At 59.5% G+C, this 16,105-nt stretch carries 18 protein-coding genes; 7 read left to right on the top strand and 11 right to left on the bottom strand.

Annotated elements, in window-relative coordinates; all coding sequences use genetic code 11:
- Positions 1–53 precede the first annotated feature (53 nt).
- The 7 genes from B3Q33_RS01410 to B3Q33_RS01380 form a co-directional block, all read right to left on the bottom strand.
- Positions 54–1,280, bottom strand: a complete 1,227-nt coding sequence (locus B3Q33_RS01410; RefSeq protein ID WP_035246464.1) for an aspartate kinase — start codon at positions 1,278–1,280, stop codon at positions 54–56.
- A 93-nt stretch (positions 1,281–1,373) separates the two neighbouring features.
- On the bottom strand, positions 1,374–3,974 hold the full coding sequence (gene alaS, locus B3Q33_RS01405) for an alanine--tRNA ligase (RefSeq protein ID WP_273009260.1): 2,601 nt from the start codon (positions 3,972–3,974) through the stop codon (positions 1,374–1,376).
- A gap of 176 nt (positions 3,975–4,150) precedes the next feature.
- Complete coding sequence (locus tag B3Q33_RS01400) at positions 4,151–4,918, bottom strand: sulfite exporter TauE/SafE family protein (protein ID WP_273009258.1); 768 nt, start codon at positions 4,916–4,918, stop codon at positions 4,151–4,153.
- Between the two features lie 214 nt (positions 4,919–5,132).
- The gene (locus B3Q33_RS01395) at positions 5,133–5,600 is read right to left on the bottom strand and encodes a regulatory protein RecX (protein ID WP_035246461.1); all 468 of its coding nucleotides are present in this window, start codon (positions 5,598–5,600) and stop codon (positions 5,133–5,135) included.
- Positions 5,593–6,630 carry a recombinase RecA gene (gene recA / locus B3Q33_RS01390; RefSeq protein WP_035246459.1) on the bottom strand — a complete coding sequence of 346 codons (1,038 nt, stop codon included), beginning with the start codon at positions 6,628–6,630 and terminating at the stop codon, positions 5,593–5,595. Before recA ends, B3Q33_RS01395 begins: the two co-directional genes overlap by 8 nt.
- A 154-nt stretch (positions 6,631–6,784) precedes the next feature.
- Positions 6,785–7,273 (bottom strand): CinA family protein, encoded by a 489-nt coding sequence (locus B3Q33_RS01385; RefSeq protein ID WP_035246457.1) that lies wholly within the window; start codon positions 7,271–7,273, stop codon positions 6,785–6,787.
- A 129-nt stretch (positions 7,274–7,402) separates the two neighbouring features.
- A complete protein-coding gene (locus B3Q33_RS01380) occupies positions 7,403–7,615 on the bottom strand; it encodes a wax ester/triacylglycerol synthase domain-containing protein (RefSeq protein WP_084573426.1) in 213 nt (70 codons plus the stop codon).
- A 247-nt stretch (positions 7,616–7,862) separates the two neighbouring features.
- Here B3Q33_RS01380 and B3Q33_RS01375 point away from each other — a divergent pair, with 247 nt between their 5' ends.
- From B3Q33_RS01375 to B3Q33_RS01355, 5 genes are all read left to right on the top strand, one after another.
- On the top strand, positions 7,863–8,750 hold the full coding sequence (locus tag B3Q33_RS01375) for a LysR substrate-binding domain-containing protein (RefSeq protein ID WP_272980157.1): 888 nt from the start codon (positions 7,863–7,865) through the stop codon (positions 8,748–8,750).
- Positions 8,751–8,856: 106 nt separating this feature from the next.
- Positions 8,857–9,351 (top strand): hypothetical protein, encoded by a 495-nt coding sequence (locus B3Q33_RS01370; protein WP_035246454.1) that lies wholly within the window; start codon positions 8,857–8,859, stop codon positions 9,349–9,351.
- The gene (locus B3Q33_RS01365; RefSeq protein ID WP_273009256.1) at positions 9,351–10,916 is read left to right on the top strand and encodes a GMC oxidoreductase; all 1,566 of its coding nucleotides are present in this window, start codon (positions 9,351–9,353) and stop codon (positions 10,914–10,916) included. The genes B3Q33_RS01370 and B3Q33_RS01365 overlap by 1 nt, the downstream gene beginning before the upstream one ends.
- Entirely contained in the window at positions 10,913–11,677 is a 765-nt protein-coding gene (locus B3Q33_RS01360) for a glutathione S-transferase N-terminal domain-containing protein (RefSeq protein ID WP_035246452.1), read from the top strand. Before B3Q33_RS01365 ends, B3Q33_RS01360 begins: the two co-directional genes overlap by 4 nt.
- Positions 11,674–12,033, top strand: coding sequence for a rhodanese-like domain-containing protein (locus B3Q33_RS01355; protein ID WP_035246450.1), 360 nt, complete (start codon positions 11,674–11,676; stop codon positions 12,031–12,033). The genes B3Q33_RS01360 and B3Q33_RS01355 overlap by 4 nt, the downstream gene beginning before the upstream one ends.
- 42 nt (positions 12,034–12,075) lie before the next feature.
- On the opposite strand, the gene B3Q33_RS01350 is transcribed toward B3Q33_RS01355, so the two are convergent.
- Positions 12,076–13,434 (bottom strand): WS/DGAT/MGAT family O-acyltransferase, encoded by a 1,359-nt coding sequence (locus B3Q33_RS01350; RefSeq protein ID WP_035246448.1) that lies wholly within the window; start codon positions 13,432–13,434, stop codon positions 12,076–12,078.
- Positions 13,435–13,727: 293 nt separating this feature from the next.
- Between B3Q33_RS01350 and B3Q33_RS01345 the strand changes: the two genes are divergently transcribed.
- Positions 13,728–14,381, top strand: coding sequence for a peroxiredoxin (locus tag B3Q33_RS01345; protein WP_035246856.1), 654 nt, complete (start codon positions 13,728–13,730; stop codon positions 14,379–14,381).
- A gap of 66 nt (positions 14,382–14,447) precedes the next feature.
- Positions 14,448–14,828, top strand: coding sequence for a rhodanese-like domain-containing protein (locus B3Q33_RS01340; RefSeq protein ID WP_035246446.1), 381 nt, complete (start codon positions 14,448–14,450; stop codon positions 14,826–14,828).
- 43 nt (positions 14,829–14,871) lie between these two features.
- On the opposite strand, the gene B3Q33_RS01335 is transcribed toward B3Q33_RS01340, so the two are convergent.
- The 3 genes from B3Q33_RS01335 to B3Q33_RS01325 form a co-directional block, all read right to left on the bottom strand.
- The gene (locus B3Q33_RS01335; protein ID WP_273009254.1) at positions 14,872–15,285 is read right to left on the bottom strand and encodes a Tll0287-like domain-containing protein; all 414 of its coding nucleotides are present in this window, start codon (positions 15,283–15,285) and stop codon (positions 14,872–14,874) included.
- 9 nt (positions 15,286–15,294) lie between these two features.
- Positions 15,295–15,480 (bottom strand): hypothetical protein, encoded by a 186-nt coding sequence (locus B3Q33_RS01330; protein WP_273009253.1) that lies wholly within the window; start codon positions 15,478–15,480, stop codon positions 15,295–15,297.
- A gap of 36 nt (positions 15,481–15,516) precedes the next feature.
- A partial coding sequence (locus B3Q33_RS01325; protein ID WP_273009252.1) for a TonB-dependent receptor domain-containing protein occupies positions 15,517–16,105 on the bottom strand: 589 nt, incomplete at its 5' end.

Here is a 16,105-nt window from a genome sequence, read left to right as displayed (position 1 = left end):
CGCCCCGTACCTACCTGGCAGTATGTGGATCAGCGGCAAGCTGATCCACACCCTCAGCCGGCAGGCTGATCCAGCTCAAACGCGGAGTGCAGAGCACGTACCGCCAGCTCCAGGTATTTCTCGGCAATCACTACAGACACCTTGATTTCGGAGGTGGAGATCATCTCGATGTTGACCCCTTCGTTAGCCAAGGTTTCAAACATCTTGGACGCTACACCAGCGTGGGAACGCATGCCCACACCCACCAGGGACACCTTGGCAATCTTGTCGTCACCAATGATTTCCGGGTTGCCCAGCTCTTCGGAAGCCTTGCGCAGTGCTTCCTGGGCACGGGCGAAATCGTTGCGGTGCACAGTGAAGGTAAAGTCGGCGGCGCCGTCCTTGCCCACGTTCTGCACGATCATGTCCACTTCGATGTTCTCTGCGCTCACCGGGCCGAGGATCTTGTAGGCAATGCCCGGGGTATCCGGGGCGCCACGCACGATGATTTTGGCTTCATCACGGGTAAAGGCAATTCCGGAGATTACCGGCTTTTCCATATCAACCTCGTCGTCGACGGTAATGAGAGTTCCAGGACCATCCTGGAAACTGGACAAGACACGCAGCGGCACATTGTACTTGCCGGCGAATTCCACAGAGCGGATCTGCAGGACCTTGGAGCCCTGACTGGCCATTTCCAGCATTTCCTCGAAGGTAATGCTGTCCAGGCGACGGGCGTTATCCACCACACGGGGGTCGGTGGTGTAAACGCCGTCCACGTCGGTGTAGATCTGACACTCGTCGGCCTGCAATGCGGCGGCCAGAGCCACGGCGGTGGTATCGGAGCCGCCACGGCCGAGAGTGGTAATGTTGCCGTCGGCATCCACACCCTGGAAACCTGCCACGACCACAACGCTGCCGCCATTCAGGTCGGCACGCACTTTCTTGTCGTCGATCTCTTCGATACGAGCCTTGGAGTGGACACTGTCAGTGCGCAGGGGAATCTGGCTGCCGGTGTAGGAGCGGGCATTGATGCCCTGCTTCTGCAACGCCATGGACAACAGGGCAATGGTGACCTGCTCGCCGGTGGAGACCAGCACATCCATCTCGCGCGGTGAAGGGTTATCGCTGACACCTTTGGCCAGCTCGATCAGGCGATTGGTTTCGCCGCTCATGGCGGACACCACCACGACCACCTGGTCGCCCCGTTTATGGAAGCCTGCCACCTTCTCGGCGACGGCTTGAATGCGGTCGACTGTACCCACTGAGGTACCGCCGTATTTCTGCACTATAAGGGCCATAAAGTCGCTTTATCTGCAAAAAAGAGCGCGTAACTCTAACAGAAACGCGCCGGGATTTCATGTTGAGGGCTGAGCCATGGTCTTGACCGCGGCTTACGCCCCCTGCTCAGACACCCAGTTTTTCACGCTTTCCAGGGCCGCCTGCAGGGCTTCAGGGTTGTTGCCCCCGCCCTGGGCCATGTCCGGGCGACCACCGCCGCGACCGTCCACCTGCTCGGCCACATGCTTGAGCAGATCACCGGCCTTGAAGCGGCCGGTTAGATCCTTGGTGACACCGGCCACCAGGGCCACTTTGTCACCTTCCACGGCGGACAACAGGATAATCGCCGAACCCAGCTTGTCTTTCAGCTTGTCCATGGTAACCCGCAGGGTCTTGCCATCGGCACCATCAAGCTGGGTAGCCAGTACTTTCACGCCGCCGATCTCCTGCACCTCATCGGTGAGGTCGCTGCCTGCACCGCTGGCCAGCTTCTGCTTGAGGCGTTCGATTTCCTTTTCCAGCTCGCGGACTTTCTGCGCCTGGCTGCGTACCCGCTCAGCGGCGTTGTCCGGGGTACTTTTCACCGTGGCAGCGATCTCGCTGAGCGCCCTCTCCTGCTGACGCATGACGCCCAGGGCATGCTCACCGGTGACCGCTTCGATACGGCGCACACCGGCAGCGGCTGACGCTTCCAGAGTAATACGGAACAGACCGATATCGCCGGTGCGGCTCACGTGGGTACCGCCACACAGCTCCTTGGAGAACCCCTCGCTGCCCATGCTCAGCACACGCACCTGGTCGTCGTATTTCTCGCCGAACAGAGCCATGGCACCGGCTTCACGAGCGGCATCGATATCCATCAATTCAGTGGTGACCGGGGTGTTAGCCAGAATCTGGCGATTGACCAGAATCTCGATCTGCTCGCGCTGGGCTTCACTCACCGCTTCGCCATGGGAGAAGTCGAAGCGCAGATAGTCAGACGCCACCAGAGAGCCTTTCTGCTGCACATGGTCGCCCAGCACGTCACGCAGGGCGGCGTGCATCAGGTGGGTGGCAGAGTGATTACGCATGATGGCGCGACGGCGATCCACATCCACGTAGGCGGACACTTTCTCGCCCACTTTCAGGCTGCCGCTTTCCACCTTGCCCAGGTGCACATGGGCCGCCTGGCGTTTTTTGGTATCGGACACCGCAAAACGGTTGTCGCCCTGCACCAGGAAACCACTGTCGCCCACCTGACCACCGGATTCTGCATAAAACGGCGTGCTGGCCAGCACTACCATGCCTTCTTCCCCGGCCAGGAGAGCGTCCACCGCTTCGCCGTCCTTGAACAGGCCGACGATTTCGTCTTCGTCCGCCAGTTTTTCGTAACCTGAGAAATCAGTCACCGCCTCGATGTTGAGGCGGTCGCTGTAATCATTAGCGAAGCTGCCGGCACCGCGGGCCCGCTCACGCTGGGCTTGCATGGCTTTTTCAAAACCGGCCATGTCCACCGTCAACTCCCGCTCACGGGCCACATCGGCGGTGAGATCCGGCGGGAAGCCATGGGTGTCATAGAGGTTGAACAGCACCTCGCCGGGCAGCTCCTTGCCGTCCAGCTCGGCAATGGCCGCTTCCAGCACCTTCATGCCTGCGGCCAGAGTGCGGCCGAACTGCTCTTCTTCCGCCAGCAGCGCCTTCTCGATACGGGCCTGCTCGCGAACCAGCTCCGGATAGGCCTCGCCCATCTGTTCTACCAGCGCCCCCACCAGGGTGGAGAAGAACGGCTTGTCCTGGCCCAGCTTGTGGCCATGACGCAGGGCGCGACGGATGATGCGGCGCAGCACGTAGCCACGGCCTTCATTGGACGGGATCACCCCGTCACAGATCAGGAAGCTGGCGGAACGGATATGGTCGGCGATCACCCGCAGGGATTTCTCTTCCATATCCTGGCAGCCGGTGGCTTTTGCCGCGGCCTGCAGCAGCGCCTGAAACAGGTCGATCTCGTAGTTGGAATGGACCCCCTGCAGCACCGCCGCGATACGCTCCAGGCCCATACCGGTATCCACGCTGGGCTTGGGCAGCGGCTTCAGCTCGCCATCCTGCTGGCGGTCGTACTGCATGAACACCAGGTTCCAGATCTCAATGTAGCGATCCAGATCCTCGCCCTCGAACCCTGGTGGACCGCCGGGCACATCCGCCCCGTGATCGTAGAAAATTTCCGAGCTGGGACCACAGGGGCCGGTGTCACCCATCTGCCAGAAATTATCTTCGTCCAGGCGGGAGAAACGCTCGGCGCTGACGCCCATTTCCTTCAGCCAGATATCCGCCGCTTCATCATCGGACACATGCACGGTGACCCAGAGGCGCTCTTCAGGCAGGCCCAGGGTGCCGGTGAGGAACTCCCAGGCGAACTTGATAGCTTCGCGCTTGAAGTAATCGCCGAAGCTGAAGTTACCCAGCATCTCGAAGAAGGTGTGATGCCGCGCCGTGTAACCCACGTTCTCCAGGTCGTTGTGCTTGCCACCAGCACGCACACAGCGCTGGGAGCTGGTGGCACGGGTGTAATCCCGGGATTCACGGCCCAGAAACACGTCCTTGAACTGGTTCATCCCCGCGTTGGTGAACAGCAGGGTGGGGTCGTTATGGGGCACCAGCGAGGAGGATGGCACCTTGGCGTGCCCCTGGCTGGCAAAGTAGTCCAGGAAGGCCTGGCGTAGTTCAGCACTCTTCATAGGAGAAACATTATCGGCTGGCTATCAGAGAGCGCCGAGTATACCGCCCTGCCGGCCCGGTTGCGATGGTTCAGTAAGCTGCGAGCTACTAGCCTCTAGCTTCGAGAACAACCCGAAAACAGAAGGTGGCCCTTCTTTAATCTAATAGCTTGAAACTAGCAGCTCGTAGCTTGTTTCTAGCCCTTGATCGCCGCCGCCAGGCACACCGCCAGCACCATCACCAGCAAAATACGCTTGAGCACTGTCGGGGAGACCCGGTGGGCGAAGCCTACCCCCAGGCGTACGCCGAGCAGGGTGCCGGCAGCCACCAGCAGGCCCGGTAGCCAGGCCACCTGGTCGCGGGCCACAAAAATGCCCAGGGCCAGCACGGTAAAACTGCCGGTGATGGCAAGCTTCAGGGCGTTGCCGCGCAGCATGTCATAGCGGAGCTGGCCCACCAGCACCGCGATCAACACAAAGCCCACGCCCGCCTGCACAAAGCCGCCGTAGGCGCCACAGAAGAACAGGCCCAACCAGCCGGCAACAGAGTCATTAGGTTGCAGTGGCAGCTCATCCGCTGCTGGCGACAGTTGATTGGGTTTGAACACCATAATCAGTGCCACCACCACCAGGGTCGTCAGCAATACCGGTTTGAGAATGGACTCCGGCAGATAGGACGCCGCCAGAGTACCCACCAGCGTCCCCAGCAGGCAGGGCACCAGAATCGCTGGCAGCGGCTTGAACGGCATGGTGCCGCGCTTGTTGAACTGGCGCACCGCCTCCACGCTTTGTATCAGCACCCCTACCCGCATGGTGCCGTTAGCCAATGCCGCGCTCATGCCACTGAGCATCAGCAACGGCAGGATCAGCAGCCCCCCGCCACCGGCCAGGGGGTTGATAAAACCCGCCAATACACCAGCACCCAGCATGGCTGCCGCCAACCAGGGATCAGACAGGTACTCCATGGAAAATCTCACACAAGCCGCAAAAGCGAAGGATACGCCGTGAACGGAATTCAAACCAAGAGGAAAAATTACCGGGCTGGCTCCGTCGACCACAAACCGGCACCGTTGGAGCCTTGCTCGCAAGGCGAATCATCCGGGTAACGTCAGCCCTTCGCTTTGCGAGCAAAGCTCCAACGGGGTGAGGATAGCAGCGATGGGAAACGGGAAGGACGAACTACAGCTCGTCTTCCGGGGAACAATCCAGCGCAGCAAAGCTCTGTTCGGCATTGAAACCGCGCTGTTGCAGGAACCTTAGCTGGCGAGCTTTTTCTTTCTGGTCCTTGCCAGGGTACTGACGAAAGCGCCGAGCCCGCACCTCCCGGGCCAGCGCGAACCAGTCCACCTCAGCCTCTGCCAGGGCCTGGGCGATCAGCTCGTTATCCACGCCCTTCAGCTGTAGTTCCTGGCGGATGCGCAGGGCGCCCTGCCCGCGATCGATGCGCGAACGCACAAAAAAACCGGCAAAGCGCCGGTCGTCGATAAAGCCGTGTTCGTCACACCAGGCCAGCACCGCTGGCAGCGCCGGTTGCTCACCGAGCTTGCGGTACAGCTTGGTTTCCAGCTCCCGGCGGGCATGATCCCGACGCGCCAGCAGGCTGACAGCCCGCTGGCGCAGTTCGGATTCAGTGAGCGGTTCACTCATTGCCGGCTTCGGCTTCCTCTTCCTTGACAGCCGGCGCCTCAGTGGGATCAGGCAGCAAGCGAGCGCGGATTTCCTGTTCGATTTCCTCGGCGACAGCCGGGTTTTCACGCAGGTACTCACAGGCGTTCTGCTTGCCCTGGCCGATCTTGTCACCTTTGTAGGCATACCAGGCACCGGATTTATCCACCAGGCCCTGCTGCACACCCAGGTCCAGCACTTCACCCAGCTGATTGATGCCCTGGCCGTAAAGAATCTGGAATTCGGCCTGACGGAACGGCGGCGATACCTTGTTCTTCACCACCTTCACGCGGGTTTCGTTACCGGTGACTTCGTCACCCTGCTTCACCGCGCCGATACGACGGATATCCAGGCGCACGGAGGAATAGAACTTGAGGGCGTTACCCCCGGTGGTGGTTTCCGGGTTACCGAACATCACGCCGATCTTCATGCGGATCTGGTTGATGAACACCACCAGGGTATTGGCGTTTTTCACATTGCCGGTGATCTTGCGCAGCGCCTGGCTCATCAGACGAGCCTGCAGGCCAACGTGGGTGTCACCCATTTCGCCTTCAATTTCGGCCTTCGGCACCAGTGCCGCCACGGAATCAACAATCACCACATCCACCGCGCCGGAACGCACCAGCATGTCAGTAATTTCCAGTGCCTGCTCACCGGTGTCCGGCTGGGACACGATCAGGTCATCCACGTTCACGCCCAGCTTCTCGGCATAGTCCGGGTCCAGGGCGTGCTCTGCATCCACAAAGGCACAGGTAGCGCCTTTCTTCTGCGCCTGGGCGATCACGCTCAGGGTCAGGGTGGTCTTACCAGAGGATTCCGGGCCATAGATTTCCACGATACGCCCTTTCGGCAGACCACCAATACCAAGAGCAATATCCAGCCCCAGGGAGCCGGTGGAAATGGACGGCATGCGCTCGCGCTTGCGATCGCCCATGCGCATCACGGAACCTTTACCAAACTGACGTTCGATCTGGGATAGTGCGGCGGACAGCGCCTTGGATTTATCGCTCATTATGACCCCTCTCCGTTTCGGCGTGACAGTCATTGCATCGCCGTTATCTGATCCGTTCTGGCTGACCTTTCGGACAGCACTGACAATATGGACAGCATTATGGACAGGTATTCCTGTCCTTTGCAACCCTGTTTATCCAATGGGCAGATTGTGACTACTGGAGACGGGCATTCAAGCCCTTGATGGCTTCCAGAATGGTCTGCTGACGAACGGCGTGACGATCACCCTCGAAATGAAAGCATTGCGCCTCGGCATAGCCCAGCTTTTGGCCCCAGGCAATCCACACCGTCCCCACCGGCTTGGAAGGCGTGCCGCCATCCGGGCCAGCCACACCGGTCACCGCAACACTAATATGGCCCCGTGAGCGGGCGACGGCACCACAGGCCATCTCCAGCGCGATCTCTTCACTCACCGCACCGTGCGTCTCAAGGGTTTCGGCGTTCACCCCCAGCAGCTCCTGTTTAGCCTCGTTGGAATAGGATACGTAGCCACGTTCAAACCAGCGTGAGGAACCGGGAATCTCAGTAAGCGCCTGAGCAATACCACCGCCGGTACAGGATTCCGCTGTCACCGCCATCAGTTGCTGCTTGAGCAGATTCTCTGACAGCTGCAACGCCGCCTGTTGAATTGAGCCTTGTGTCACACTTGCCTTCCTGAATTGTCGATTTCCCACAGGTCGGGAGATCAGAGAGCCTTAGTTTACCGACCATGGAGCCGTGCCGACACCACCTAACAAACTGCTCTGTGCCGCGTTGAAGACTACGCTGGGGTTTCAACATCCCTGCACGGGCCAGAGAGCCCTAGCGGCGCTTGCGCGGCAAGAGGGTATTCCACGCCGAGGACCAGGGCGGCGGGGATCGAGACGCTGCACGTGCAGCCGCGGCATCAGCGCCAGCAACCCACGAATACGGCCCGGGCGCGGCAGAGCCGAATGACGCACGTGATAGTCGATATCGAAGTTGCTATCGGTAATCCAGGAAAGCATCCAGGTTGCCCGAGACCCGCGAATACAGCTTCTGTTTGAACGGTCGACAGATGCCTTTCACATCCACCATGCCGCAATACACCTGTCCAATATAATCATCGATAGCAAACTGAACAGCCCCGTAAAAACAGAGCACTCGAATCACCCATCCCCTGGGCACCCGCCGAGACAGGCTGGCATGCTATGGTTGGTGACTGGCCGGCCGAGTTGGCGTCAGAAGAATAGCGAACAAAAGAATGGAAACAGCATGCGTCGACCCCTTCCAAATCTGAACTTTCTGATGACCTTCGAAGCCGCCGCCCGGCAGCTCAGCTTCAAGCAAGCGGCGAAGCAACTTCACATCACCCCCTCAGCCGTCAGCCAGCAGATCCAGCAACTGGAAGAGAGTCTGGGTGTCACGCTGTTCGAACGTCATAACCGCGCCCTGACCCTCACCGAAGAAGGCACCCGTTACCTGAACCAGATACAGCCACATCTCAAAGGGCTACGTCGCGCCACACTTGCTCTGACAACACCGCTTCACAGTCGCTTGCGGGTCAGCATGATGCCCCCGGTTGCGGCACGGGTGGTACTGCCTGGCATGGAAAATTTCCGCGAGCAGCACCCCGAAGTAGAACTGGAAGTGGAAACCAATCTGGCCAACATGGATCTCCAACAAGGTTCGTTTGATCTGGCGATCCGCTACGGGCAACCTCCCTGGCCCGGCCTCAGTCACGAAAAACTCGCCGAAGTGATGATCCAGGTCTTCACCCCCAACGGCTTCACCGACCGCTATGGGCTAGCTGGCAATGTTCAAGCCATGACAAGGGTACCGCTGGTTCACATGACCGGCCGCCCCCAGGCCTGGCAGCACTGGTTCAACCAACTGGGACTACCGGAACCGGAGGGTCCCCAGTACTACGTCGACGATTACCCTGCTGCGATACAGGCCGCCGAAACCCTCGGTGCCGCTCTCGCTCTCTACCCGGTGGAATACTCCCTGGTACAGAGCGGCCGGGTGGAAGCACCCTTTCCGCCCTTGGGCCCATTGGACAACGCCATCTACGCCGTTTACCCGGACAACGCTGAACTCCCGAAAGGCGGCCGGTCCTTCATCGACTGGCTCAAGACACGGCTTGCCACGTTGCCGGCATGATGATTCAGATTAGCGAGCCTAACGCGAAACATTAATTTTTATCGTTTGTCCAAGCCCCCCTGACTACCTAGATTGATGTGCAAAGACGCTATAAGGAATTTGCACCATGGCAGTCGCTAAACCCCTTGCTCCTTTTCCCCCGCGCACCTTCCTTGCCCGGCACCGCCAGGACGAACTGGATGCTCTGTTCGCTACCCTTCCAGCGCCGCGCAAGAACGAACTGCAAGGCGACTATCAAGGCACCCTGCTGGGTATCAGTGGCCTGAGCAGTCTGCCCGGCGTGATCAAGTCTGGCCTCTACCGACTGCTGGCCAGTTGGCTTAATCCCTGGCAGGGAAAGCACTTCGACGCGTCCAATGGCGCCAACCTGTGGGGTCTTGGCACCCTGCAGGGCGCCTGGGGGCAATACCGGATTGAGGATCGGCAAGACAGCGATGCACTGGCGCTGGATTACGACGTCGAGGGCAATCCAGCCCTGCTTCGCCCGATTCTCGGCGAAGTACGCTACTTTCAGGACGCGCTTTATCTCGCCCGCATGCGCTACCGCACCCGCCGTGGCACCCGCACCCTGCTCTATTTCACCCTGCAGGAGACTCGCTGATGCCAGGCAGCATTGAACACCATTCCACCATTGTCATCGGCAGCGGTTTCGGTGGCGCCGTGGCCGCCAGCACCCTCACCGAAGCGGGTGAATCCGTACTGTTACTGGAACGCGGTCCCTGGCGAGATACTGACCCGGTCCGCAAAGCCGGCATCCCGCACCGCAGGCCCCTGCCCGCCGGACGCCACCTCTGGAGCGGACTGCTGCACCGTTTCGGCCAGCGCGGGCTTCCCGGCAAGGGCTTGAAGCTGTCCCGCCACGGCTTGTTTGATATTTATCTGGGCAGGGACATGACCGTGGTAGCCAGCAACGGTGTCGGTGGTGGCAGCCATGTCTACAGCGCCATGAATACCCGCCCGGAACAGCCTGACTACTGGGACCATCCCGAAGCTGGAATCCAGGCCGCCGGGATGGAACACCACTACCGCTGGATGATGCAGCGAATGGGTTCCCGCCGAGCCAGTGCCGACGACCGGATTCCCAACTGGACCCCGCAGGCCTTTGCCCACAGCACCGCCTTTGTCGCCGATGACAGCGTGCCGCAGCCGGCCATGGCCATCTGTATGGAAGGCTGCCAGGCAGACTACGCCAACAACAGCTTCTTCGGCAGCGCCAACGGCGCCAAGATGACCCTGGACCGGGCCTTCCTGTTACCCGCCATGGAGCAGGGACTGCAGGTAGCCGCGGAGCATGAATGCCTGAGCCTGTGGCGCCAACCCGGCGGGGGCTATCGACTGGAAGTCATGGACCATGCCGCACGCCGGCGCTGCTACCTGCTGGCAGACCGTGTCATCCTGGCCGCCGGCACCCTCAACACTCTGCGCCTGCTGTTCCACAGTCGGGAACTGGGCGGACTAGAGGGCATGCCGGCCCTGGGGCGAGGCTTTGGCGGCAATGGCGACAGCGTGGCCTGGTGGGGGCTGAATCAGGACGGGGCCGATTTCACCCGTGGCACCGCCACCCATGGCCGCTTCGCCCTGCGCGATCCGGTCACCGGCAAGGCTCAGCCCGGCCCCATTCTCACCCGGTATGGTTTCAACGGAATCGACACCCTGCCGCTACCGGCATCACTGAAAGCCTTCCTGCGCCGGAACGCCCTGCTGGTGGGGATGGGCGCCGACCTGGCCGATGGCGTGGTCACCTGGCAACGGGGGCGGCTGCGGATTCGCTATCTGGCCGAGAACAGCCCGGTGCTGACCAGGATCCAGCGATTATTTTCCGAAGTCGGTCGGCGCAGCCAGCGCCCCGTGCGCACACTGCCCGGCATGGCCTTTACCGTCCACCCTCTGGGTGGTGCCCGGCTCGCTGCCAGCGAACAGAACGGCGTCGTGAATGGCAGCGGCCAGGTGTTCGGCCACTCGAACCTGTACGTGGCTGATGCCGCCGCACTCCCCGCAGCGCCTGGCACCCCACCTTCCATGACCATTGCAGCATGGTCTCGGCATGTGGCAACAGGATTGATCCGCACAGGGCACAACAGGAACAGCACAGGGAAACGCGCCCGGAGAACCATCAATACCGCCAAACCCACTGAAGCAAACACTGAACAAAGGACACCCGCATGATACAGCTTGTCTCATCCCTGCTGGCTTCCACGGCACGACAATGGCGCGGCACCTCTGCCTTGATCCGCGACGAACAGCCCCACGCCATGCTCACCCTCTACGACATGGAAGGCTGCCCCTACTGCCGCCCGGTTCGCGAAGCGCTCACCGAACTGGATCTGGATGTGCTGATCAAACCCTGCCCCAAGGGACAGGCCGGTTACTGGGACGAGCTGGAACAGCTCAGCGGTACGCGCCGTGTTCCCTTTTTGGTCGACCCAAACAACGGCCACCAGGTTACCGAAAGCAAAGCCATCATCGCCTACCTGCATACACAATACGGCAAAGGCCAATTGCCCCGCAGCAGCGAATCCCTGAAACTCAGCCAGCTGGCCAGCGCACTCCGTTTGGCAAAAGGAACACGTGGCCGCCCCTCCTGGGCGCCCCAAACGCCCCTCGAACTGTACAGTTTCGAATCCAGTCCTTTCTCACGGCTGGTCCGTGAACGGCTCACCGAGCTGGGGCTGGCTTATGTGTTGCGCAATTGCGGCAAGCAGCAGCTCAGTGATGCAGGTCTGCCATGGCTAAGGCCGGGCAAGGGGCCCTACCGTCCTGTTCCCGGCACCAACCGGGCCAGGCTCATGAAACAAACCGGCAAGGTGCAGCTGCCTTACCTTTATGACCCCAATACCCACACGGGTCTGTTCGAAAGCAGCGACATCATCCGCTACCTGCAGCAACAATACGGTGATGCCTCGACACAACAGGGAACGGCGCAATGAGCCCATGGCGCGACTGGCTGCCCTTTGGCAAGGTGCCGGAACTCTCGGCGGAACAACTGGCAGAGCGATTGAACGAGGTACAGCTACTTGATGTGCGAACCCGGCGGGAGTTTCTCGCCGGACACATCTCCGGCGCCCGACACCTGGCCATTACCGCACTCAACCACGGCACTGTCGCGGCATTGCAACTGGACCAACGCCGCCCGGTGGTTGCCATTTGCCGTTCGGCCCACCGCAGCATTCCTGCCACCCGACAACTGATACGCATGGGGTTTGAGGCCTACCAACTTGCCGGCGGCATGAAGGAATGGTGGGGAAAGAATCTGCCCACCGATGAAAAGGGATACCGCCAGTGAAGAATCGCCGGTAATGGCAAACCGGGCTAATGCCCGGCAACATCAGCCAGCTTCCAGTTCACCCAGCGAAGCCTCTAAATAGTCAAGGAACCGCTGAATGTGCGGCAAGGTAACGCGGCAACCAATCACGCCGAATTCCAGGCTGTCCTTGTAACTCACCACCGTAATATTCAACGCATAGCCATGCAGTACCAGCGACACCGGGTAAGACGCCAGCAATTCAGCGCCGTTGAAATACAAGGTCTCTTTGGGCCCCGGCACATTGGAGATCACCAGATTGAACATGGGGCTGACCCGACCGGACAAACCGGTCACCTGCCCCAACGAAAGCGGCATATTGGTCATCACGGTATAGGCGTCGATGTCCGATTTCGGCATCTCGCCAAGACGGGTTTTCACCGCCTGCATGGATTCCTGAATGGCGACAAGCCGCCCCAGCGGGCTGGCAATGTGGGTGGCCAGACTCACCTGTACCGTGGTGATGGCATTGCCACCGCCTTCCGCCTGGTCCGCACTGCGCAGGGACACCGGCACCTGGGCCACCAGCGGTTCGGCAGGGAGAGCATCCAGTGATTCCAGGTAACGGCGCAAGGCGCCCCCGCACATGGCCAGGAAAATATCGTTGACGGTGCCGTTGTGCTGTTTCGCCGCTGCCTTGATCCTCGGCAAGGACCAGGACTGGGCGGCAAACCGGCGAGCGCCGGTGACCCGACAGTTAAGCTGGGTCTTGGGGGCCCGATAGATGGTTTTCACGTTGCTTTCTTTGGGCAGGCGCAGAAGATCCACCAGCTGACCGGCACCGCGGCGCACGCTTCCCACGCCATCCAGCACCCCCGACTTGGCGGCCACGGCCACGTTTTTCTTGCGCGGCTTTTTACGGCTGTCCCACTCTCCTGACCAGGGCGCAGGCAGACGCTCATCGGCGCTGCTCGCCATTCGCGACTGCATCAGATGCATGCCTGCCATACCGTCCACCATGGAATGGTGCATCTTGGTATAAAGGGCAAAGCGATTACCCTCCAGCCCTTCGATCAGATAGCTCTCCCACAGGGGTCTGCCCGGATCCAGACGCTGGGCATGCAGGCGAGAGACCAGCGCCAGCAACTCCCGTACCCGCCCCGGACGCGGCAGCGCCGAATGGCGTACGTGGTAATCAATATCAAAATTCTTGTCATCCACCCAGGCCGCATCCAGCCGGCCCGGCAGGCGGGACTGGATCTTCTGGCTGAAGGGCCGGCATACCCCGTCCACCTCCACCATGTAGCGGTAAACGCTTTCCATGTAGTCGCTGGGGGCATCTTCCGGCACCCCGAACAGGGCCAACCCGCCAACGTGCATGGGGGTTTCCCGGGTTTCCATCATCAACCAGCCGGAATCCATAATGGATAATTTTCGTGCCATCCCGATCTCCTTATTGTTATGGGCCACGGACGATGTTGGCCCCGAGGCTGTCATCTGCCAATAACCAAATCATCCATATTCATGGCGAAACAGCATTATGAGATTCGTTGCGTTTGGTTATTGCTGGCCAAATCTGGCCCTGCCCCTCAGGACAAGGCATCAGGCATATCGCTGGCTTCCAGGCTCGATAGGTTTTACATATCGAAACGATATAAGCATATATCTTGATGGAATATATCAATACCCATAGTCTGGTTATGAATTTCACAACCCTGGAACCTACGGAGATTGCCATGGATATGAACAACCAGACTCAAAGCGGCCTACCACGGATCAACGAACCCGCTCCGGATTTCACTGCGCTGACCACAGACGGAGAGAAGTCATTGTCAGATTACCGCGGTAAATGGCTGGTACTGTTTTCCCACCCCGCTGACTTTACGCCTGTTTGTACAACCGAATTTATGGCTTTTGCCAAGGCAGCTCCAGAGTTTGCAAAGCGCAACTGTGAACTGCTGGGTCTGTCAATCGACAGCATCCATTCACACATCGCCTGGATGCGTAACATCAAACAGAATTTCGGCGTGGAGATTCCCTTTCCGATTATCGAAGATCTGAAAATGAATGTTGCTAACGCCTACGGGATGATTCATCCGGGCGCAGCGGATACTTCTGCGGTAAGAGCCACCTTCATCATCGACCCCAATGGCGTACTCAGAGCCATGGTCTACTACCCGATGAGCAACGGTCGCTCAATCCCGGAGTTCCTGCGATTGCTCGAAGCACTCCAGACCAGCGATGAAAATGGTGTTGCAACCCCCGAAGGCTGGCAACCGGGAGACAAGGTAATCGTCCCCCCCGCGAAAACAGCCGAGGCGGCCAATCAACGGGTGGAATCTGGCGAATACGAGTGCACGGATTTCTATTTCTGCACCAAGTCCCTCTAATGCAATGCTACCCGCGCGGCCTGAGCGCCGCGCGGGGTTTCAAGTTGCAAGCAAAGGAGCACAGCAATGAAGAACGCCCATCAGATGGTCGAGGAAGCCAAACGTATCATCCACGAGATTTCTCCGGATAAAGCTGAAGAAGCACTTCCCAGCGCCGATTTGTTACTGGACGTCCGCGAACCCGACGAATTTCGTGATGGACATATTCCCGGAGCCATCAATATTCCAAGGGGACTCCTCGAATTCAAACTCAGCTCCGACCCGGAATTGGAGAATCGCGACCAGAAAGTAGTGGTTTACTGCAAAACCAGCGGGCGCGCAGCTCTTGCCGCAAGGGCACTTAAAGAGATGGGCTATTTACATATTTTTTCTATAGAAGGCGGGTTTGATGCATGGCAACAAGCCGAAAAGCCTGTAATAAAGCCCACTATGCCCGATTTCGACTAGGCCTTGCCCATGTTCGAGGGCAAGGTCTGCCTTGGCTTTCCTGTCAGGAACCCGGAGGAACTGCACGCTTCAGCGTAAAGGCGCCGCGCAACTCGCCCAGGGTATAGCCCCTGGCCTGATCCCCCGGATACAAAGCATCCAGTTGCTGACTGACGGCGGGCGCCAAATCAGTTCCATGGCAAGCCATACAGGGAGCCTGAACCGGTATCGCTTTCATGAAATGCTGAATGGTCTTGCCATTCTCTTCTCGCTCATCCATCCACTCGATAGTGCCGACGGGCTCCCCTGCCTGCAGGCGCTGCTCAAACCGGGCGAGAACGTCCCGCTCCACCTCATCCGCCGCATTGTCCAGGTTGCGCACTTTCAGGCTGGTCCGCCCGACTTGCCAACCGCTACTCTCACTAATCTGGCGAGTGAGCGGAATAGCCTGAATATGGCACACATCAATAGCCGCCACTGGCCCACCTTATTGCATGGCTGCCACCAACGCCTGCTTCAAGGCACCCGCCAGAGCCATGCTGTGCTGGCGGGGCTCCGACATGGGATCGATTGCCGCTTCAGGCGGTGCCTGCGAAGATTGGGATTGTGGTATTTCGGCATAGAGTGGTGCAACCATCGCCAACAGCAAACCACCAACATGAACCGCTTTCATGGGACTCTCCTTGATTGCTCCGGTAACACCGGCAGCTCAGAACCGGTAGCTGGCGCTGATCCAGGCATTGCGGCCTGGTTCTGTCAGCGTATCAGTGAAACTGTCCTCGCCGATATTCAGCGGATCACTGGCGGCCCGATTACGATTGATGAAATTCACGTAGCGCTTGTCGAAAAGATTATCCATCCCAAGAGCGATCTCGGCATTCTGACTCACCATCCACATGAGCCCCAGATCGACCACGGCATATCCCGCACTGGCCTGCTCTCCCGCATCCTCATTGAGACGATCATTGGCAGCGGCCAGGCGCAAAGTTATTGAAGCATCCCATTTACCCGGCCGCCAGTGCTGGGAAAGTTTCCCCTGATAAGGGGAAACTTGCGCCAGGGTGCCGCCATCGCTGCGGTTGTCACCTCGCATGATCAGTGCCTGGGCGCGAGTCTCCCAGTGGGAGGCATAGCGTACCCCACCTTCCCACTCCAGCCCGTACAGACTCGCCCGAATATTCCGGTAGCGATCACGCTTAATCGTACCAATCTGTACCTGTTCTCGATAAATATAGTCTTCCACATCATCCGCAAACAGGGTTAGTTGACTGTCCCAGCGGCTCGCTTGCGAGCGCAAG

Origin of the sequence: Alcanivorax sp. UBA3183 (assembly GCF_002364155.1) — a bacterium.
Taxonomy (GTDB): Bacteria; Pseudomonadota; Gammaproteobacteria; order Pseudomonadales; family Alcanivoracaceae; genus Alcanivorax; species Alcanivorax jadensis.
The sequence above is the reverse complement of the archived record's forward strand: the minus strand, read 5'-3'. Positions and strand labels throughout refer to the sequence as shown.